This window comes from Cupriavidus necator, assembly GCF_016127575.1.
Classification (GTDB): domain Bacteria; phylum Pseudomonadota; class Gammaproteobacteria; order Burkholderiales; family Burkholderiaceae; genus Cupriavidus; species Cupriavidus necator_D.
The window spans coordinates 1,257,588-1,276,386 of sequence record NZ_CP066019.1; the positions used below are offsets into that span (position 1 = coordinate 1,257,588).

At 68.1% G+C, this 18,799-nt stretch carries 18 protein-coding genes and 1 pseudogene; 10 read left to right on the forward strand and 9 right to left on the reverse strand.

Going from position 1 to position 18,799, the window contains the following annotated elements; genetic code table 11:
* Positions 1-4 precede the first annotated feature (4 nt).
* A complete protein-coding gene (locus tag I6H87_RS24725) occupies positions 5-760 on the forward strand; it encodes a sulfite exporter TauE/SafE family protein (RefSeq protein WP_011617060.1) in 756 nt (251 codons plus the stop codon).
* Here the strand turns inward: I6H87_RS24725 and I6H87_RS24730 are convergent.
* Positions 757-939, reverse strand: coding sequence for a hypothetical protein (locus tag I6H87_RS24730; RefSeq protein WP_041688072.1), 183 nt, complete (start codon positions 937-939; stop codon positions 757-759). The genes I6H87_RS24725 and I6H87_RS24730 overlap by 4 nt on opposite strands.
* A 56-nt stretch (positions 940-995) precedes the next feature.
* On the opposite strand from I6H87_RS24730, the pseudogene I6H87_RS24735 reads away from it, so the two are divergent.
* The 8 genes and pseudogenes from I6H87_RS24735 to alaC form a co-directional block, all read left to right on the forward strand.
* Positions 996-2,168 (forward strand): annotated as a pseudogene (locus tag I6H87_RS24735) (NAD-dependent succinate-semialdehyde dehydrogenase); the annotation flags it as partial.
* A 37-nt stretch (positions 2,169-2,205) separates the two neighbouring features.
* Positions 2,206-3,015: a 4-hydroxy-2-oxoheptanedioate aldolase gene (hpaI, locus tag I6H87_RS24740; protein ID WP_011617062.1), complete on the forward strand. Its 810-nt coding sequence runs from the start codon at positions 2,206-2,208 to the stop codon at positions 3,013-3,015.
* Positions 3,016-3,040: 25 nt separating this feature from the next.
* Complete coding sequence (locus I6H87_RS24745) at positions 3,041-4,486, forward strand: FAD-binding oxidoreductase (RefSeq protein ID WP_011617063.1); 1,446 nt, start codon at positions 3,041-3,043, stop codon at positions 4,484-4,486.
* A gap of 156 nt (positions 4,487-4,642) precedes the next feature.
* Positions 4,643-5,731 (forward strand): MBL fold metallo-hydrolase, encoded by a 1,089-nt coding sequence (locus tag I6H87_RS24750; protein WP_011617064.1) that lies wholly within the window; start codon positions 4,643-4,645, stop codon positions 5,729-5,731.
* Between the two features lie 91 nt (positions 5,732-5,822).
* A complete protein-coding gene (locus I6H87_RS24755) occupies positions 5,823-6,530 on the forward strand; it encodes a PadR family transcriptional regulator (RefSeq protein WP_041688074.1) in 708 nt (235 codons plus the stop codon).
* A gap of 78 nt (positions 6,531-6,608) precedes the next feature.
* Positions 6,609-7,436, forward strand: coding sequence for a siderophore-interacting protein (locus I6H87_RS24760; RefSeq protein WP_011617066.1), 828 nt, complete (start codon positions 6,609-6,611; stop codon positions 7,434-7,436).
* Between the two features lie 56 nt (positions 7,437-7,492).
* Positions 7,493-7,903, forward strand: a complete 411-nt coding sequence (locus tag I6H87_RS24765; RefSeq protein WP_010814114.1) for a hypothetical protein — start codon at positions 7,493-7,495, stop codon at positions 7,901-7,903.
* Positions 7,904-8,033: 130 nt separating this feature from the next.
* Positions 8,034-9,260, forward strand: a complete 1,227-nt coding sequence (gene alaC, locus I6H87_RS24770) for an alanine transaminase (protein ID WP_011617067.1) — start codon at positions 8,034-8,036, stop codon at positions 9,258-9,260.
* Positions 9,261-9,273: 13 nt separating this feature from the next.
* Here alaC and I6H87_RS24775 read toward each other — a convergent pair whose 3' ends face one another.
* The 6 genes from I6H87_RS24775 to I6H87_RS24800 are packed head-to-tail and all read right to left on the reverse strand — an operon-like array spanning position 9,274 to position 15,505.
* Positions 9,274-9,942, reverse strand: coding sequence for a Crp/Fnr family transcriptional regulator (locus I6H87_RS24775; protein ID WP_011617068.1), 669 nt, complete (start codon positions 9,940-9,942; stop codon positions 9,274-9,276).
* Between the two features lie 14 nt (positions 9,943-9,956).
* Positions 9,957-11,084: an enoyl-CoA hydratase/isomerase family protein gene (locus tag I6H87_RS24780; protein WP_011617069.1), complete on the reverse strand. Its 1,128-nt coding sequence runs from the start codon at positions 11,082-11,084 to the stop codon at positions 9,957-9,959.
* 9 nt (positions 11,085-11,093) lie between these two features.
* Positions 11,094-11,864, reverse strand: coding sequence for an enoyl-CoA hydratase (locus I6H87_RS24785; RefSeq protein ID WP_010814118.1), 771 nt, complete (start codon positions 11,862-11,864; stop codon positions 11,094-11,096).
* Positions 11,861-12,766: a 3-hydroxyisobutyrate dehydrogenase gene (mmsB, locus tag I6H87_RS24790; RefSeq protein ID WP_011617070.1), complete on the reverse strand. Its 906-nt coding sequence runs from the start codon at positions 12,764-12,766 to the stop codon at positions 11,861-11,863. The genes I6H87_RS24785 and mmsB overlap by 4 nt, the downstream gene beginning before the upstream one ends.
* Positions 12,767-12,803: 37 nt before the next feature.
* Positions 12,804-14,327, reverse strand: a complete 1,524-nt coding sequence (locus tag I6H87_RS24795; RefSeq protein ID WP_010814120.1) for a CoA-acylating methylmalonate-semialdehyde dehydrogenase — start codon at positions 14,325-14,327, stop codon at positions 12,804-12,806.
* A 44-nt stretch (positions 14,328-14,371) separates the two neighbouring features.
* Entirely contained in the window at positions 14,372-15,505 is a 1,134-nt protein-coding gene (locus tag I6H87_RS24800; RefSeq protein ID WP_010814121.1) for an acyl-CoA dehydrogenase family protein, read from the reverse strand.
* Between the two features lie 152 nt (positions 15,506-15,657).
* On the opposite strand from I6H87_RS24800, the gene I6H87_RS24805 reads away from it, so the two are divergent.
* Entirely contained in the window at positions 15,658-16,671 is a 1,014-nt protein-coding gene (locus I6H87_RS24805) for an AraC family transcriptional regulator (protein ID WP_010814122.1), read from the forward strand.
* A gap of 10 nt (positions 16,672-16,681) precedes the next feature.
* Here the strand turns inward: I6H87_RS24805 and fghA are convergent, their stop codons facing one another.
* Complete coding sequence (gene fghA / locus I6H87_RS24810) at positions 16,682-17,524, reverse strand: S-formylglutathione hydrolase (protein WP_010814123.1); 843 nt, start codon at positions 17,522-17,524, stop codon at positions 16,682-16,684.
* Between the two features lie 13 nt (positions 17,525-17,537).
* On the reverse strand, positions 17,538-18,644 hold the full coding sequence (locus I6H87_RS24815) for an S-(hydroxymethyl)glutathione dehydrogenase/class III alcohol dehydrogenase (protein ID WP_010814124.1): 1,107 nt from the start codon (positions 18,642-18,644) through the stop codon (positions 17,538-17,540).
* Positions 18,645-18,799: the final 155 nt, after the last annotated feature.

Here is an 18,799-nt window from a genome sequence, read left to right on the forward strand (position 1 = left end):
TGCCATGGATTCCACCTTGCTGATCGTGATCGCCGGCGCCGCCGTGGCCGGCTTTGTCCAGGGGCTGTCGGGCTTTGCCTTCGGCATGGTGGCGATGTCGTTCTGGGCCTGGGCGATCGAGCCGCAGCTGGCGTCGGCCATGACCGTGTTCGGCGCGCTTACCGGCCAGCTGCTGGCGGCGGTGTCGGTGCGGCGCGGGCTGTCGTGGCGGAGGCTGTGGCCGTTCGTGGCCGGCGGCGTGGCCGGCATCCCCCTGGGCGTGGCGATCCTGCCGATGCTCGACGCACAGTGGTTCAAGGTCGTGCTCGGCGGCTTTCTGACCCTGTGGTGCCCGGTGATGCTGATGGTGCGCAAGTTGCCCCATATCGGCGTGGGCGGGCGCGTGGCCGATGGCGTTGCCGGTGCGGCCGGCGGCGTGATGGGCGGCATCGGTGGTTTTACCGGCGTGGTCCCCACGCTGTGGTGCACGCTGCGCGGCTTCGACAAGGACGAACAGCGCGCGGTGATCCAGAACTTCAACCTCGCCACGCTGGCCATGACCATGGCCGCGTATGTGGGCAAGGGCATCGTCACGCGCGAGATGCTGCCGATGTTCCTGGTGGTGGCGCCCGCGATGCTGGTGCCAACGCTGCTGGGCACGCGGCTCTATCTGGGGATCAGCGAGGCCACCTTCCGCAAGGTCGTGCTGACGTTGCTGACCGTATCCGGCGTGGCGCTGCTGGCCACGTCGGCGCCGGTGTTGATGGCGCGTGCGGGCTAGACGGCCCTGACCTGCGCCGCAGCCTCGCGCAGGCATTCCACCAGCTGGTCGGTGCCGAGCGACGGCGCCCGTTCGCGCAGCGTGATGATGCCGACCGGGGGCAGGTCGACCGGCACGGCCATCTTCAGCACGTGCAACCGGCCTTCCTCCTGCAACGACAGCGCCACCGACTCAGCCATGAAACCGGCCGCGCCGCGCTGGCCGACGAAGGTGGCCTGCGCCAGGTAGGACGAGCAAGCCCCTCAAAGAGGCACGCGGCGAGGTACAGTACGGCGCGTCCTATGTCGAGTGGTTTGCCGAAGAGGCCACCCGCATCTGCGGCGATATCGTCGCCGAAGCCGAGCCTGGCCGCAAACTGCTGGTGCTGAAGGAGCCGGTGGGCGTGGTCGCGGCAATCACGCCGTGGAACTTCCCGCTGGCGATGATTGCCCGCAAGATCGCCCCCGCGCTGGCCGCCGGTTGCACGGTGGTGGCCAAGCCCGCCGAGGACACCCCGCTGACCGCGCTGGCGCTGGTATGGCTGGCGCAGCAGGCCGGCATGCCCGCGGGCGTGCTCAACATCGTCACCGCATCGCGCGAGCACACGCCGGGCATGGTCGATGCCTGGCTGGCCGACAGCCGCGTGCGCAAGATCACCTTTACCGGTTCCACGCCCGTGGGCAAGCACCTCGCGCGCGAATCGGCGGCCACGCTGAAGAAGCTGTCGCTGGAGCTGGGCGGCAACGCGCCCTTCATCGTCTTCGAGGACGCCGATCTCGATGCCGCCGTCGATGGCCTGATGGCGTTCAAGTTCCGCAACGGCGGCCAGACCTGCGTGTGCCCGAACCGGGTCTATGTGCACGACACCGTGCACGACGCCTTTGTCGAGTGCCTGGCACAGCGCGTTGGCGCGCTCCACGTCGGCCCCGCCACGGAAGAGGCCGCGCAGATCGGTCCCATGATCAATGCCCGCGCCGTCCTCAAGATCGCACGCCATGTGGAAGACGCCGTCGCCCGGGGCGCGCGCGTGGTCACCGGCGGCAAGCGCGTGCGCACCGCCGACGGCCCGCACTACTACGCACCGACGGTGCTGGCCGATGCGGCCCCCGCGATGGAGCTGTCGTGCGAAGAGACCTTCGGCCCGGTCGCGCCGATCTTTCGTTTCCGCGATGAAGCCGAGGTGATCCGCGACGCCAACGACACCCCGTTCGGCCTCGCTGCTTACTTCTACTCCAGCGACATCCGCCGCATCTGGCGCGTGGCGCAGGCGCTGGAGACCGGCATGGTCGGCATCAACGAGGGCGCGATCGCGGCCGAGGCGGCGCCGTTCGGCGGCGTCAAGGAATCCGGCTACGGGCGCGAAGGCTCGCGCCACGGGCTGGACGACTACATGCATACCAAGTACCTTTGCCAGGGTCAGCTCGGCTGAAGCGCCGGGCCCATCGATCATCGAACCGGAACACACCATGCCCGCAAACAATCCCTTCAAGACTGCGCTGGCCGCCCGCCAGGCGCAGATCGGCCTGTGGCTGTCGATGGCAACGCCATACCTGGCCGAAGTGTCCGCCACCGCAGGCTTTGACTGGCTGCTGATCGACGGCGAACACGCCCCCAACGACCTGCGCTCGACGCTGCACGCGCTGCAGGCGGTGGCGCCATACCCGGTCCAGCCCGTGGTGCGTGCCGTCGCCGGTGAAGTGCCGCTGATCAAGCAGTTGCTCGACATCGGCGTGCGCAGCCTGCTCGTGCCGATGGTGGATACCGCGGAACAGGCGCGCATGGTGGTCAGCGCTACGCGCTACCCCCCGCAAGGCATCCGCGGCGTGGGCAGCGCGATTGCGCGCGCCTCGCAGTGGAGCGCCCGCACCGACTACCTCGATGTGGCCGACGATGAAGTCTGCCTGCTGGTGCAGGCCGAAACCGTCACCGCATTGCAGAACCTGGAAGCAATCTGCGCGGTGGATGGTATCGACGGCGTCTTTATCGGCCCGGCCGACCTGGCTGCGTCGATGGGCCACCGCGGCCGCCCCGGTCACCCGGAGGTGCAGGCCGCCATCGAAGGCGCGATGCGCACCATCATTGCCAGCGGCAAGGCCGCCGGCACGCTGACGTCGGACCCGGCACTGGCACGCCGCTACCTGGACCTGGGCTGCACCTTCGTGGCCACGGGCGTGGACGTGATGCTGTATGCCAACGCCGCGCGCAAGCTTGCCGCATCGTTCCGCGAGCAGCCCTCTGACGCTCCCGCCGCAGACAAGCCTTCCGCCGCGTACTGACCCGTATCTCCTTCGCCTTACACCCATGCCAGCCGAAACCCCGACCCCAGACACCACCTTGCGCGCGATGCAGGCCATCGTTGGTGCAAGCGCCTGCCGCAGCGGCGACGCCGACACGCAGGCCTACGTCACCGACTACCGCGGCATCTACCGCGGCCAGGCCCAGGTAGTGGTGCTGCCGTCATCGACGGAAGAGGTCAGCCAGGTGCTGCAGTGGTGCCATGCCCGGCGTGTGCCGGTGGTGCCGCAGGGCGGCAATACCTCGCTGATGGGCGGCGCCGTGCCGGACGACAGCGGCACCGCCGTGGTCGTCAACCTCAGCCGCATGAACCGCGTGCTGGACCTCGACACCATCAACGACACCATGACCGTGCAGTCCGGCGTCACGCTGAGCGCGGCGCGCAGCGCCGCCGAGGCCTGGCAACGCCTGTTCCCGCTGCGCATCGGCTCCGAAGGCTCATGCCAGATCGGCGGCAACCTGTCGACCAATGCCGGCGGCACCGCGGTGCTGCGCTACGGCAATATGCGCGACCTCGTGCTCGGCATCGAGGTGGTGCTGCCCGATGGCCGCATCTACTCATCGCTGCGCGGCCTGCGCAAGGACAACACCGGCTACGACCTCAAGCAGCTGTTCGTCGGCGCGGAAGGTACGCTCGGCATCATCACCGGCGCCGTGCTCAAGCTGATGCCGCAGCCGCGCAGCAGCGCCGTGGCCTTTGTCGCCGTACAGGACCCCGCCGCGGCCGTGGCCTTGCTGGGTGAAGCCAAGCGCCTGTCCGGCCAGGCCGTGACCGCGTTCGAGCTGATCTCGCGGCCCGCGCTGGAACTGGTGCTTGAATATCTTGGCAACGTGGCTTCGCCGCTGCAGGACAAGCACGAGTGGATGGTGCTGATCGAACTCACCTCCGGGACCGATGCGGAAAGCCTCAACGCCACGCTGATGGAAATCCTCGAATCCGGCTTCAGCCAGGGCCTGGTGCAGGACGCCGCAGTGGCCGCCAGCCTGTCCGACGCCCAGACTTTCTGGCGCATCCGCGAAGAGATCTCCGACGCCCAGACCCGCACCGGCGGCAGCATCAAGTGCGATGTCTCGGTGCCGCTGTCGCGCATCGCTACGTTTGTGGAGGAAGCCTCGGCCAGGGTGCTGGAGCTGGTGCCGGACGCGCGCATGGTGATCTACGGCCATATGGGCGACGGCAATGTGCACTTCAACCCGCTGCGACCCAGGGATCAGCCAGGAAAAGAGTTCCTGGCGCAGTGGTATGAGCGGGTCTCGGCACTGGTCGACGGCATGGCCCATGCGGAAAACGGCTCGATCTCGGCCGAGCACGGCATCGGCGTGGCCAAGCGCGACGACCTGACGCGCTACAAGTCCCAGGTGGAACTGGAGCTGATGTGGCAGGTGAAGCAGGCGCTTGATCCGTTGAACCTGCTGAATCCGGGCAAGGTGCTGCCGACGCCGGCCCGATAGCTCACCGCTATTCCACACCACGGAACGCGGGCAGGGCGCGCGTAGCAGGAATCGCCCATCTGGGCTAAGGTGTCAGCTATCCAGAACGCGCGGAGCCGGGGCATTGCCGCACCGGCCAACGCGCACAGCACGGCCGGCCCACCGGCCCAGATACCGATGAGCGCCCAATCCCCCGACATCGCCCTCGCAGCCGCCCCCATCTCCCTCGAAAAGCCCGAGCTCGACTACCCCTGTGGCGACGCGCCCGAACCCGGCCGTGCCCGCGAGGTAGCGCCCGGTGTGCTGTGGCTGCGCATGCCGATGCCACTGGGCCTGAACCACATCAACCTGTGGGCCATCCGCGACGGCAGCGGCTGGGCCGCCGTCGACGCCGGGTTGCAGACCCCGGAAACCGCCCAGGCCTGGCGCGCGCTGTTCGCCGCAAGCGGCCCGCTCGCGGGCGGCCTGACGCGCCTGTTCGTGACCCATATGCACCCCGACCACATCGGCATGGCCGGGTGGCTGACCGGCAAGTTCGACTGCCAGCTGTGGATGACGCGGCTGGAATACCTGATGTGCCGCGTGCTGGCGGCGGATACGGGGCGAGCGGCGCCCGATGACGCGATCGAGTTCTATCGCAAGGCCGGCTGGGACGACGAAGCGATCGAGGTGTACCGCACCCGCTTCGGCGGCTTCGGCAAATATGTCCACGCCTTGCCCGAGAGCTTCCACCGCCTGTCCGATGCCGACACCGTGCGCATCGGCGCGCACGACTGGCAGGTCATCGTCGGCACCGGCCATTCGCCCGAACATGCCTGCCTGTACTGCCCGGCGCTGAAGCTGCTGGTGTCAGGCGACCAGGTGCTGCCGCGCATTTCCTCCAACGTATCGGTGTTCCCGACCGAGCCCGATGCCGATCCGATGCAGGACTGGCTGGCCTCGCTGGACAAGGTGCGCGCTGCCGTGCCGGACGATGTGATGGTGCTGCCGGCGCATAACGAACCGTTCCGTGGGCTGCATGCGCGGATTGACTATCTGCGGGCGAGCCAGATGCAGGCGCTGGACCGCTTGCGTGGCGCGTTGGGGACGCCGAAGCGGGCGGTGGATGTGTTTGGTGAGTTGTTCTCGCGCCCCATCACCGGAAGCGGCGGGCTGTTGGGGATGGCTACCGGCGAGAGCATTGCGCACCTGAACTACCTGCTGGAGCGGGGCGAGGCGGTGCGTGAGACCGGTCCCGATGGCTGCCACTGGTACCGCATGAGGTAATCCCCAGGCGGCGGGGACTGCCGCGTCGCCTTGACTTCCACTCGTACGATATATATCGTAAGATATGTTTTACGACATATCGGAGGCAGTCATGCGCCATCATTCCCACCCTTTTGGCTCCTCAGGCCACGGCCGTCACCTGCTGATGCGCCTTTTGCCTCACTTTGAGCGCCACTTCGCCCACCACGCCATGGGCCGCCACGGCGGCGGCTTCTGGGGCGGCGGGCATGACGACGGCTTCGGCCCTGCCGGCGCCGATGGTCCCGGCAGCTTCGACGGCGAAGGCTGGCGCCGGGGCCGCAAGTTCAGCGCCGATGACCTGCAGTTGCTGCTGCTGGCGATGCTCGAAGAGAAGCCGAGCCACGGCTACGAACTGATCAAGGCGATCGAGACCCGTACCAACGGCTTCTACAAGCCGAGTCCCGGCGTGGTCTATCCGGCCCTGACTTACCTGGAAGAAGTCGGCTACGCCACCGTCGATACGGAAGGCAACAAGAAGCGCTACCAGCTGTCCGAGACCGGCAAGGCCCACCTGGCGGCCAACCGCGAGCGGGTCGAGGTGATGATTGCCAAGCTGCGCCACGTGGCGCGCAAGGTTGAGTGGATGCGGCGCGCCATGAGCGGTGAGCCGCAGCCCGAGCCGGAGCAGGGCGGCTGGCTGCCCGAGCTGATGCAAGCCCGCGCCGCGATCAAGCGTGCCATTGCGCTGCGCAGCGATGCGGGCGCCGACGAGCAGCGCCGCATCGCGGAGATCCTGCTGCGCGCGGCGGCCGAGATCGAAGCGGTGCGCAAGGCCTGACATGTGGCACTGACGCTGGCTGCGGCCATCGGCAACCTGACCCGGCAGGTGCCGGGTTCTATCCCAAGGAATTCCAATATGAGTGAGAACAATCAAGCCTCCGCACGCGACCTGACTGTGCAGCGCGTGCGCCATCCGCTCAAGATGCGCCTGCTGCAAGTGGTGCGCACCACGCAAGTGTCACCGCAGTTGCTGCGTGTCACGCTTGGCGGCGCTGATCTGCAGGACTTTGTCTCGGCGTCGTTCGACGACCACGTCAAGGTCTTCTTCCCGGTGGACGGCGCTGACAAGCCGGTGCTGCCGCAGGTCACCCCGGACGGCATCACCTTCCCCGAAGGCCAGCCGCGGCCGCCCGCGCGCGACTACACGCCGCGCCGCTACGATGGGGCGAAGCAGGAGCTGGATATCGAGTTCGTGCTGCATGGCGATGGCCCCGCGTCGACCTGGGCCGCGCAGGCGCAGCCGGGCCAGTACCTGGGCGTGGGCGGGCCGCGCGGCTCGTTCGTGGTGCCCACGGCGTTCGACTGGCACCTGCTGATCGGCGACGATACCGCGCTGCCGGCGATCGCCCGGCGCCTGGAAGAGCTCGGGGCCGATACGCGCGCCATCGTGGTGGTGGAAGTGGGCAATGCCGCGTCGCAGATTCCTCTGCCGACGCAGGCGCAATGCGATGTGCACTGGCTGCATCGTGACGATGCGCTGGAAGGCAGCCTGCTGGAAGGGGTGCTACGCAAGCTCACGCTGCCGCGCGGCGAGGGTTATGTGTGGGCCGCTGGTGAAGCCGCGGCGATGAAAGCGGTGCGCCAGTACCTGGTCAGCGAACGCGGTGTCGACAAGCGCCGTATCCGCGCGTCGGCGTACTGGAAGCGTGGCGCTTCGGCGGTGCATGAGACGCTGGACGACTGAAGCGGGCGGGGTGCCGGTAAGATAGTGCGACCGCCATCCGCCAGGGAGACCCTGCCGTGCAGCCTTCGCCCACCTTTCGCCGCTTCACGATCAGCCGGCGCTTCGCGCTGGCCTGCGCCTGCGCAGCGTTGCTGGCGGCCTGTGCGCCGGACTCCGTGCGCAATATCCAGGCCAAGGGCTTCAATGCCTATCTCGATTCGCTGCAGACCGCTTGCCCCAACATGGTGGTTGGCTCCAGCAATATCAGCGACTGGCTGCGCACCAGTGGCAGCAGGGGCGACGACAACTACGTCTACTGGCTGGACCAGACCTCGCGGCTCTACTACCAGCGCATCTCGCCAACGCAGTATCGGGATTCGGTCAGCGCGGCGCTTGGCGGCAAGTCAGATTCGCGCGCGCTGGACTGCATCGTGCGCAACCTGCCGCCGGACCGGCCGACGCGTCCGCCGGGCGGCAAGCTGCTTTGATCTTTCGCGCGGCCTCACGTGACCGTTGTGCATTCGCCGCATCCCCGCTAACATGAGTCTCCGGCAGCCGAGACAACGGCTGCCGACGTCGCTCGGACGGTTCCGGGCGCTTACGTAAAGGACTTCCTCCATGACTGCCGCTTCTGGCAAGCGCCGCTTTGCGCGCATCGATCGCCTTCCCCCGTACGTTTTCAATATCACCGCCGAGCTGAAGATGGCCGCCCGCCGCCGTGGCGAGGACATCATCGACATGAGCATGGGCAACCCCGATGGCGCCACGCCGGCGCATATCGTGGCCAAGCTCACGGAAGCGGCGCAACGGCCCGATACGCACGGCTATTCGGCCTCCAAGGGCATCCCGCGGCTGCGCCGCGCGATCGCGCACTGGTACCGCGAACGCTATGACGTGGAGATTGACCCGGATACCGAGGCCATCGTCACCATCGGGTCCAAGGAAGGCCTGGCGCACTTGATGCTGGCCACGCTGGACCGCGGCGACACGGTGCTGGTGCCCGATCCCAGCTACCCCATCCATATCTACGGCGCGGTCATTGCCGGCGCGGATATCCGCTCGGTGCCGCTGGTGCCGGGCATCGATTTCTTTGCCGAGCTGGAGCGCGCCATCCGCGGCAGCTATCCCAAGCCGAAGATGATCGTGCTGGGCTTTCCGTCCAACCCCACCGCGCAATGCGTGGAGCTGGACTTCTTCGAGCGCGTGATTGCGCTGGCACGCAAGCACGACATCTTCGTGGTGCACGACCTGGCCTATGCCGACATCGTGTTCGATGGCTGGAAGGCGCCGTCGATCATGCAGGTGCCGGGCGCCAAGGACATCGCGGTGGAGTTCTTCACGCTGTCCAAGAGCTACAACATGGCGGGCTGGCGCGTGGGCTTCATGGTGGGCAACCCGGACCTGGTGGCGGCGCTGACGCGCATCAAGAGCTATCACGACTACGGCACCTTCACGCCGCTGCAGATCGCGGCCATTGCCGCGCTGGAGGGCGACCAGCAATGCGTCAGCGAGATCGCCGCGCAGTACCAGTCGCGCCGTGACGTGCTGGCGCGCGGGCTGATCGAAGCAGGCTGGCCGGTGGAGATCCCGAAGGCGTCGATGTATATCTGGGCGCGGATTCCCGAGCCGTACCGCGCGCTGGGCTCGCTGGAATTCTCCAAGCAGCTGCTGGCCAAGGCCAAGGTATCGGTCTCGCCGGGCATCGGCTTTGGCGACTATGGCGACGAGTATGTGCGCTTTGCCCTGATCGAGAACGAATCGCGCATCCGGCAGGCGGTGCGGGGCATCAAGGCGATGTTCCGGGCCGACGGGCTGGTCAAGCCGGCATCAACCGCGCAGGCATGAACCAGCGCTGCGCTCAGTAGCGGCGCAGCGCCTCCAGGTCAAGCACATGCACCACGCTGTGCTTGACCGCCAGCAAGCCTTCATCCTCCAGCACCTTGAGCGCCGCATTAGCCCGCTGGCGCGAGATGCCCGCCAGCAGGCCGACTTCTTCCTGCGTCAGATGCAACGCCGGGCCCGGTCCGGAAGGGCATAGCACGGGATGGAATAGCGTAGCCAGCGCCCGCGCCACGCGTCCTTCGATGCCGTGCAGCCGCTCATGCTCTACGGTGGCGATAAACAGGCCCAGCCTTTCATTGAGCTGGTCGAGCAGATAGCGGTTGAAGGGAAGGCTGGTCTCCTGCAGCCAGCGGAACGTCGCCCCCGGCATGCAGGCGATGCGTGAATCGCGCAGGGCCACTACGTCATAGCGCAGCGCCTCGCGCTTGAGCAGGGAGCCTTCACCGAGCCAGCCACCGGCCGGCACGCCGGTCAGCGTCGCGCGCTTGCCCGAGGGCGATGCGCAATGCACCTTGACCAGGCCTTGTGCGATGCCAAGCCAGCAGTCGGCCAGGTCGCCCTTGCGGATGACATAGGCGCCTTGCGGCACCGCGCGCTCACGCAGTTCGGCGCGCACGCGCTGGCGTTGCTCCGGGGTCAGTGCCGCCGCCCAGGGGCTGCGCGCCAGCAGCGCGTCGAGGCTCACGGTGGTGCATCCGCTCAGGCGGGCAGGGGCAGCGGCTGTTCGCCCGGTGCCCACCACGGCCGGAACAGCGCCTGCACGGCGACGTCATCGACGGCTTCATAGCTGGCGATGCGCCAGTGCGGCGTGTTGTCCTTGTCGACGATCAGCGCGCGCACGCCTTCGATGAAGTCCCCCTGCGAGAACGTGTTGACCACCACCGCCAGTTCCATGCGGAAGCAGTCGGCCAGGTCCATGCGGCGACCGCGCAGCAGCAGTTCGCGCGTGGCGTAGGCGGACAGCGGCGAGCGGGTGCGCAGCACGTCGATGGTGCGCGTGGCCCAGGCGGTGTAGGCCGGGTCGTCCTGGCAGGCCAGTCCGGCCAGGATCTCGGGCAGCGTGGCATGCGCCGGGAAGTGCTGCAGCAGCGCCGGCAGCACCTGCAGCAGCGGCGCGTCGGCGGCGCTGGCCACCGGCTCGCGCACCAGCGCATGGCGCAGGTCAGCGAGCGCGTCATGGCCCCAGGCGATGCCGGCGAGGGTCTGCTCCAGCCCGGCCAGCGTGGCGCTGTCCACCGCGGCATCGGCCAGCCCGCACAGCAGCGCGTCGGCCGCGCCGATGGTGACTCCGGTCAGTCCCAGGTACAGCGCCAGCTGCACCGGCAGCTTCGACAGGAAATGGCTGGCGCCCACGTCCGGCACCAGGCCGATACCGGTTTCGGGCATGGCCACGCGCGAGCGTTCGGTGACGATGCGCAGGTGCGCGGCCTGCGCCAGGCCCATGCCGCCGCCCATGACGATGCCGTCCATCAGCGCCACCAGCGGCTTGGGATAGCGGTGCAGGCGGTAATCCAGCGTGTATTCGTCGATGAAGAAGCGCCGGTGCAGCGGGGTGCCGTCGCGGTAGCTGTCGGTCAGCGCGCGGATGTCGCCGCCGGCGCAGAAGGCCTTGGGGCCGGCGCCGCGCAGCACCACTGCGCGGACGGCGTCATCCCGCGCCCAGGCTTCCATCTGCGCACCGAGCGCGACGATCATCGGGTACGACAGGGCATTGAGCTGGCGCGGCCGGTTCAGCGTGGCAATGCCGACACCGTTGACGACCTGGAACAGCACCTCCGGCTCGGCGGCATCCAGGTTGGCGGCCTTGGTCTCTTCAGTCAGGCGCATGGCGGGCTCCTAGGCGTTGCGCCATTGCGGCGTTCGTTTCTCGAGGAAAGCGTTGACCCCCTCGCGCTGGTCGGCATCGTCGAACAGGTCGACAAAGCGCTCGCGCTCCAGCGCCAGCGCGGCCTGGCGTGGCACGCCCTGGCGCGCAAGGTGCACCAGCCGCTTGCTGTGCGCGGCGGCCCGGGGACTCACGTTGCAGGCGCGCTCAGCCATCGCCAGCGCGGTGGCGATGGCCTGGCCGCGCGGCACGACTTCTTCCACCAGCCCGATGCGCAACGCGGTGGCGGCATCCACGCGCTCGTTGGTCAGGATCATGCGCTTGGCCCAGCCTTCGCCGACCAGCCACGGCAGCGTCTGCGTGCCGCAGCCGCACGGCAGCAGGCCGACCGCGGCTTCAGGCAGGGCCATCTGCGCGTGTTCCTCGACGATGCGGATATCGCAGGCCAGTGCGCATTCCAGCCCGCCGCCCATGGCATAGCCGTTGATCGCGGCGATCACCACGGGCCGCGCGTTCTGCAGGGCCTCGAAGGCGCTGCCGAACTGCTGCGCCATCACGCGGGCATGGGCGCGGTCGCCCTCGGCGAAGCCGTTCAGGTCGGCGCCGGCGCTGAAGAACTTCTCGCCGGCACCGGTGACCACCACGGCGCGCACTTCGGGGTTGGCGTCGATCTTTGCCACCAGCTCGCGCAACTGCTGCAGGCCTTCCGCAGTGAAGGCGTTGGCGGGCGGGCGGCTCAGCGTCAGCGTGGCGACGTGGCCGTGCAGGGCGAACTCGATCATTGCTTGCCCTCCTTGTCGGCGGCGGACAGGTACTGGCGGATCACGCCGGAGAAGTCGAGCTGGCCGTCGCCGGCATGGCTCACGGCCTGGTAGACCTGCTGCGCCAGCGCGCCCAGGAACAGCGGCTGCTTCACGCTGCGCGCGGCGTCGTTGGCCAGGCCCAGGTCCTTGAGCATCAGGTCGGCGCCAAAGCCGCCGGTGTAGCCGCGCCCGGCCGGTGCGGCCTCGATCACGCCGGGCCAGGGGTTGCAGGTATCCGAGGCCCAGCAGCGGCCGGTGGAGGTATTGACGATGCCGGCCAGCACATTGGCGTCGATGCCCAGCTTGACGCCCAGCGCCATCGCCTCGGATACGCCGATCATGGAGATGCCGAGGATCAGGTTGTTGCAGATCTTGGCGACCTGGCCGGTGCCGGTGCCGCCGCAGTGGACCAGGTTGCGCCCCATGCCGGCCAGCACCGGGCGCACCTGGGCGAACAGTGCTTCGGTGGCGCCGACCATGAAGGTCAGCGTGCCGGCCTGGGCGCCAACGGTGCCGCCGGAGACCGGTGCATCGGCCAGCGCATTGCCGTGCGCCTCGGCGGCAGCGGCCAGTTCGCGCACGGTGGCGGGGTCGATGGTGCTGGAATCCACCAGCGGCACGCCCGGGCGCACGCCGGCCAGCACGCCTTCCGGGCCCAGGTAGGCGCTGCGCACATGGGCAGCGGCGGGCAGCATGGTGATGACAAAGTCTGCTTCGGCCACGGCCTTTCGGGCGGAATCCGCGGTGGCGGCGCCCTCGGCGCACAGCGACGCCACCGCCGCGGCGTTCAGGTCGAATACGGTCAGCGTATGGCCGGCCTTGAGCAGGTTGCGCGCCATGGGCGCGCCCATGTTGCCGAGGCCGATGAAGGCGATATGCATGGGGTCTCCTTCCGTGTCGTTCTTGAATGCCGCCCGATTACTTCAGGCTGATGGTGGTGTTCACCCCATCGTTGACCGTCGCGTCATCAAACCACCGCGCCGTCACCGTCTTGGTCTGCGTATAGAACTGCACCACCTGCTTGCCGTACGGACCCAGGTCGCCCAGCTTGGAGCCACGCGATCCGGTGAAGCTGAAGTAGGGCACCGGCACCGGGATGGGGATGTTGATGCCGACCTGGCCCACGTCGATCTCGCTCTGGAACTTGCGCGCCGCGGCGCCGCTCTGCGTGAACACGCCGGTGCCGTTGCCGAACGGGTTGCGGTTGACCAGGGCGATGGCCTCGTCCAGCGTATCGACGCCGATCACCACCAGCACCGGCCCGAAGATCTCCTCGGTGTAGATCGACATGTCGGTCCGGACATCGGTAAAGATGGTCGGGCCGATGAAGTTGCCCTGCGGAAAGCCCGGCACCTCCACGCCGCGGCCATCCAGCACCAGCGTCGCGCCTTCGCGCTCGCCGGCGGCGATGAGGCCGAGGATCCGTTCCTTTGCCGCCACCGATACCACGGGGCCGACATCGGTGCCTGCTTCAGCGCCGGCGCCGACTTTCAGGGTCTTGGCGCGTTCGACCAGGTCGGGCACCCAGTCGCGTGCCGCCCCCACCAGCACCACCACCGAGGTGGCCATGCAACGCTGGCCGGCCGCGCCGAAGCCTGCACCGGCCAGCGCGTTCAGCGTCTGCTCCTTGTGCGCATCGGGCAGTACCACGGCATGATTCTTCGCGCCCATCATCGACTGCACGCGCTTGCCGTGCGCGCTGGCCAGGTTATAGACATGGGTGCCAACGGCGGTCGAGCCCACGAACGACACCGCCTTGATGTCCGGGTGCGTGCACAGCGCATCGACCACGTCCTTGGCGCCGTGCACCACGTTCAGCACGCCCGGCGGCACGCCGGCTTCCAGCGCCAGCTTGACCAGCTCCACGGTGGACAGCGGGTCCTGCTCCGACGGCTTGAGCACAAAGGTATTGCCGCACACGATCGCCATCGGGAACATCCACAGCGGGATCATCGCCGGGAAGTTGAACGGGGTGATACCCGCGCACACGCCAATCGGCTGCTGCAGCGTGTAGGTGTCGACGGTGGCGGCCACGTTCTCGGCAAAGCCCCCTTGCTGCAGGGTGCCGATCGAACAGGCGTGTTCGACCACCTCCAGCCCGCGGAAGATGTCGCCCTCGGCATCGGCCAGGGTCTTGCCCTGCTCGGCGGTCAGGATGGCGGCGATACGCTTGCTGTGCTCGCGGATCAGGGCCTGGAAGCGCAGCATGACGCGCAGCCGTGCGCCGATGGGCGTGTGGCGCCACGTGGCAAAGGCGCGGTGTGCGGCGCCCACGGCAGCGGCGACCTCGCTTGCAGTGGCCAGCGGCACGCGTGCCAGCACTTCCTGCGTGGCGGGATTGACCACGTTGCGGAATTCGGTGGCGGATGAATCCACCCATTCGCCGTTGATCAGCAGCGGCACGGTCGGCACGGCATTGTCGGTCTTGGGCACGGCACTCATGGTTGTCTCCGGAAGGTCTGGTTCTGTTGGCAAGGGATGGGGGACTACAGGCTGCGCGCGATCAGCATGCGCTGGATCTCGCTGGTGCCTTCGTAGATCTGGGTGATGCGGGCGTCGCGGTAGTGGCGCTCGACCGGGTAGTCTTCGAGGTAGCCGTAGCCGCCGTGGATCTGCAACGCCTTGGAGCACACGCGCTCGGCCAGCTCGGACGCATACAGCTTGGCCTGCGAGGCTTCGGACAGGCACGGCACGCCTTCGCTGCGCATGCGCGCGGCGCGGTGCACCAGCAGGCGCGCGGCGTTCAGCTCGGTGGCCATGTCGGCCAGCATGTTGGCAATGGGCGGGTGTTCACGCAGTGCGCGGCCGAACTGGATGCGTTCAGATGCATAGCGACATGCGGCCTCGAAGGCTGAGCGTGCAATGCCGATTGCCTGCGCGGCGATGCCGATGCGTCCGCCTTCCAGGTTGGACAGCGCAATGCGCAGGCCCTCGCCGGGCTCGCCCAGCAGTGCGTCATGCGGCACGGTGCAGTCTTCCAGCGTGATCGCGCAGGTGTCCGAGGCGCGGATGCCGAGCTTTTTCTCCGGGGCGTGGACGATAAAGCCGGGGGTGTTTGTGGGGACAAGGAAGGCCGAGATGCCCTTCTTGCCGCGCTCGGGCTCGGTCGAGGCGAACACCACCGCCACACCGGCGCGCTGGCCGTTGGTGACGAACTGCTTGCTGCCGTTGAGCACCCAGCCGTTGTCGGTGAAGCGCGCGCGCGTGCGCAGGTTGTGCGCCTCGGAGCCGGCCTGCGGCTCGGTCAGGCAGAACGCGCCGATCAGCTCGCCGCTGGCCAGCCGCGCCAGGTAGCGTTCTTTCTGCGCATCGGTGCCATAGTGCAGGACCGGCCCGCAGCCGACCGAGTTGTGCACGCTCATCATCGTGGCGCAGGCGGCGCAGCCGGCGGCAATTTCTTCGATGGCGAGCGCATAGGCGACGTAGTCGGTATAGGTGCCGCCCCATTCCTCGGGAACGATCATGCCCAGTAGCCCCAGCGCGCCCATCTCGGCGACGACTTCATCGGGCAGGCGGCCGTCGCGGTCCCATTGCGCGGCGCCCACTGCCAGCCGTTCGCTGGCAAAGGCGCGCGCGCTGTCGCGGATCATGGTTTGCTCTTCGGTGTAGTCGCTGTGCATGGCAGATGAGGGTGGGGGTTTGGAGCCGCGCGGCAAGTCAGGCAGAATGCGCGCTTGGCGTTTGACCTGCGGGCAGTGTAGGAACGCCGGAGGCGGGCTCCTATGCCAAAATCCGCCAATCTTCGTGAACTCGTTTGCCACCCTCCAGCGCCATGGAAAAAGGCAGTGTCGCCATCTGTTTCGTCCACCACGCCATCGCGGGGCTGCGCGCGCGCGGCATCGACCCGGATCCGGTGCTGCGCGGCTCTGGCATTGCGCCGGCGCTGCTGGCGGTGCCGCAGTCACGCGTATCGGCCGCCAGCTACAGCGAGCTGTGGATGGCCGTGGCGGCGGCGCTGGACGATGAATTCTTCGGGCAGGATTCGCGCAGCATGAAGTGCGGCAGTTTTGCCATGCTGTGCCACGCGGTGGCGGGCAGCCGCACCCTGGGGCAGGGGCTGGAGCGCATCACGCGGTACTTCCGGCTGCTGCTGGACGATATCGGCGTGCGGCTGGAGCGCCACGGCGACGAGGCCGCGCTGGTGCTGACCGCGCCCTGCGCACACCTGGGGCGGCAGCCCGGCGTGTTTGCCAAGGAAACCATGCTGATCATGCTGCATGGCCTGATGAGCTGGCTGCTGCGGCGGCGCGTGCCGGTGCGGCTGGCGGCCTTCGACTACGACGAGCCGCAGTACAGCGCGGAATACCGCGTCATGTATTCGCGCCAGCTGGCGTTCGGGCAGCCGGCCACGGCGCTGGTCTTCGACGCGGCACTGCTGGAGCAGCCGGTGCGCCAGGACGAGCGCAGCCTGAAGGCCTTCCTGCGCGATGCGCCGCACAACGTGGTGGTGAAGTACTCCGACCGCGCCAGCGTGGGCGCGCGCGTGCGCAGGCTGCTGCGTAACCAACGCCCGGATCAATGGCCCACCTTTGAAGATCTGGCGATCAGCCTGAACCTGTCGGCATCATCGCTGCGGCGCCGGCTGATGGAGGAGGGCGTCAGCTACCAGGACCTGAAGGACGCGCTGCGGCGCGATCTTGCCATCGAGGCGCTCAGCCATTCGGGCCGCCCGGTCGCGGATATCGCGGCCGAGCTCGGCTTTGCCGAGCCGGGCGCGTTCCACCGGGCGTTCCGGCGCTGGACCGGATCGCGCCCGGGGGCATACCGCCGCGTGGCGGAAGGTTGATGCGGCGCGTCTACAGCTGTGCCGCGTGGTGGCGGATGTGATCGGCGATAAAGCTGGTGATGAAGTAGTAGCCGTGGTCGTAGCCGCTGTGCCGGCGCAGCGTCAGCGGCTGGCCGACGGCCTGGCAGGCTGCCGCGAAGGCTTCCGGATGCAGCTGGCTTTGCAGGAACTGGTCGTCCAGTCCCTGGTCGACCAGGATGCCGGCCGGGAAGGGCGCCCCATTCTGGCGTGCCATCAGTTCACTGGCGTCGTACTCAGCCCACGCGGCGCGGTCCGTGCCGAGGTAGCCAGTGAACGCCTTCTCACCCCACGGGCAGCGTGACGGCGCGGCGATCGGCGCAAACGCCGACACCGAGCGGAAGCGCTGCGGATGGCGCTGCGCCAGCACCAGCGCGCCGTGCCCGCCCATGGAATGCCCGAAGATGCCGACGCGGCCGGCATCGCCCGGCAAGGCGGTGGTGACCAGCCCGAACAGTTCGTCGGCCACATAGCTTTCCATGCGCCAGTACTCCTGCCACGGCGCCTCGGTGGCATCGACATAGAACCCGGCACCCACGCCGAAGTCCCAGGCATCGGCCTCGCCCGGCAGGCCCGCTCCGCGCGGGCTGGTATCGGGCGCCACCAGCATCAGGCCGTGCTCGGCGGCAAAGCGCTGCGCACCGGCCTTGATCATGAAGGTTTCCTCGGTGCAGGTCAGGCCGGCCAGGTAGAACAGCACCGGCACCTTGCCGCCTGCCTGCGCCTGCGGCGGCAGGTAGACCGAGAAACGCATCGGCAGCCCGATCGCCGTCGAATCATGGCGATAGAAGCGCTGCACGCCGCCGTGGCAGCCGTGTTGCGAGATCAGTTCCATGTCGGCGCCGTCCTCAGTAGAGCACCACGGAGCGGATCGACTCGCCGCGCTTCATCAGGTCGAAGCCCTCGTTGATGCGCTCCAGCGGCAGCGTGTGCGTGATCAGGTCGTCGATATTGAGCTTGCCTTCCATGTACCAGTCGACGATCCTGGGCACATCGGTGCGCCCGCGCGCGCCGCCAAAGGCCGAGCCCTTCCACTCGCGCCCGGTCACCAGCTGGAACGGGCGCGTCGAGATCTCCGCGCCGGCCTCGGCCACGCCGATGATGATCGACTTGCCCCAGCCCTTGTGGCAGCACTCCAGCGCCTGGCGCATGACCTGCGTGTTGCCGATGCATTCGAACGAATAGTCTGCACCGCCGTCGGTCAGCTGGATGATGTGGTCGACCACGTTCTCCACGTCCTTCGGGTTGATGAAGTGGGTCATGCCGAACTTGCGCGCCATGGCTTCGCGGCCCGGGTTCAGGTCCACGCCGATGATCTTGTCGGCGCCCACCATCTTGGCCGCCTGGATCACGTTCAGGCCGATGCCGCCCAGGCCAAACACCACCACGTTGGCGCCGGCTTCCACCTTGGCGGTGAACAGCACCGCGCCCACGCCGGTGGTGACGCCGCAGCCGATGTAGCAGACCTTGTCGAACGGCGCATCCGGGCGGATCTTGGCCAGCGCGATCTCCGGCACCACGATGTGGTTGGCGAAGGTCGAGGTGCCCATGTAGTGGAAGATCGGCTTGCCGTCGATGGAAAAGCGCGAGGTGCCGTCCGGCATCAGGCCCTTGCCCTGCGTGGCGCGGATCGCCTGGCACAGGTTGGTCTTGCGCGACAGGCAGAACTTGCACTGGCGGCATTCCGGCGTGTACAGCGGGATCACGTGGTCGCCGGGCTTGAGCGAGGTCACGCCGGGGCCAACGTCGGTGACGATGCCGGCGCCCTCATGGCCCAGGATTGCCGGGAAGATGCCTTCCGGGTCGGCGCCGGACAGGGTGTAGTAATCGGTATGGCAGATGCCGGTGGCCTTGACTTCCACCAGCACTTCCCCGGCGCGCGGGCCGTCCAGGTCCACGTCTTCAATGGTCAGCGGGGCGCCGGCTTTCCAGGCGATGGCGGCTTTGGTTTTCATGGGGGAGTCCTCCGGGATCAGGAATGTGGGGGGTGGCTTGCAGGCTGCGCGGCGCAGGCCGGCGCGGCGCGGGGCAAGCCAGGTCCGAGGACATGACTATACGATCTTCCTGCGGCTGCAGGCCAGTTTTGGCCGATCAGCGGTCAGCGAAACTG

Coding starts and splice junctions, on each gene's coding strand:
- I6H87_RS24725 (WP_011617060.1), top strand. CDS start 5: ATGGATTCCACCTTGCTGATCGTGATCGCCGGCGCCGCCGTGGCCGGC.
- I6H87_RS24730 (WP_041688072.1), bottom strand. CDS start 939: ATGGCTGAGTCGGTGGCGCTGTCGTTGCAGGAGGAAGGCCGGTTGCAC.
- hpaI (WP_011617062.1), top strand. CDS start 2,206: ATGCCCGCAAACAATCCCTTCAAGACTGCGCTGGCCGCCCGCCAGGCG.
- I6H87_RS24745 (WP_011617063.1), top strand. CDS start 3,041: ATGCCAGCCGAAACCCCGACCCCAGACACCACCTTGCGCGCGATGCAG.
- I6H87_RS24750 (WP_011617064.1), top strand. CDS start 4,643: ATGAGCGCCCAATCCCCCGACATCGCCCTCGCAGCCGCCCCCATCTCC.
- I6H87_RS24755 (WP_041688074.1), top strand. CDS start 5,823: ATGCGCCATCATTCCCACCCTTTTGGCTCCTCAGGCCACGGCCGTCAC.
- I6H87_RS24760 (WP_011617066.1), top strand. CDS start 6,609: ATGAGTGAGAACAATCAAGCCTCCGCACGCGACCTGACTGTGCAGCGC.
- alaC (WP_011617067.1), top strand. CDS start 8,034: ATGACTGCCGCTTCTGGCAAGCGCCGCTTTGCGCGCATCGATCGCCTT.
- I6H87_RS24780 (WP_011617069.1), bottom strand. CDS start 11,084: ATGCGCCTGACTGAAGAGACCAAGGCCGCCAACCTGGATGCCGCCGAG.
- I6H87_RS24785 (WP_010814118.1), bottom strand. CDS start 11,864: ATGATCGAGTTCGCCCTGCACGGCCACGTCGCCACGCTGACGCTGAGC.
- mmsB (WP_011617070.1), bottom strand. CDS start 12,766: ATGCATATCGCCTTCATCGGCCTCGGCAACATGGGCGCGCCCATGGCG.
- I6H87_RS24795 (WP_010814120.1), bottom strand. CDS start 14,327: ATGAGTGCCGTGCCCAAGACCGACAATGCCGTGCCGACCGTGCCGCTG.
- I6H87_RS24800 (WP_010814121.1), bottom strand. CDS start 15,505: ATGCACAGCGACTACACCGAAGAGCAAACCATGATCCGCGACAGCGCG.
- I6H87_RS24805 (WP_010814122.1), top strand. CDS start 15,658: ATGGAAAAAGGCAGTGTCGCCATCTGTTTCGTCCACCACGCCATCGCG.
- fghA (WP_010814123.1), bottom strand. CDS start 17,524: ATGGAACTGATCTCGCAACACGGCTGCCACGGCGGCGTGCAGCGCTTC.
- I6H87_RS24815 (WP_010814124.1), bottom strand. CDS start 18,644: ATGAAAACCAAAGCCGCCATCGCCTGGAAAGCCGGCGCCCCGCTGACC.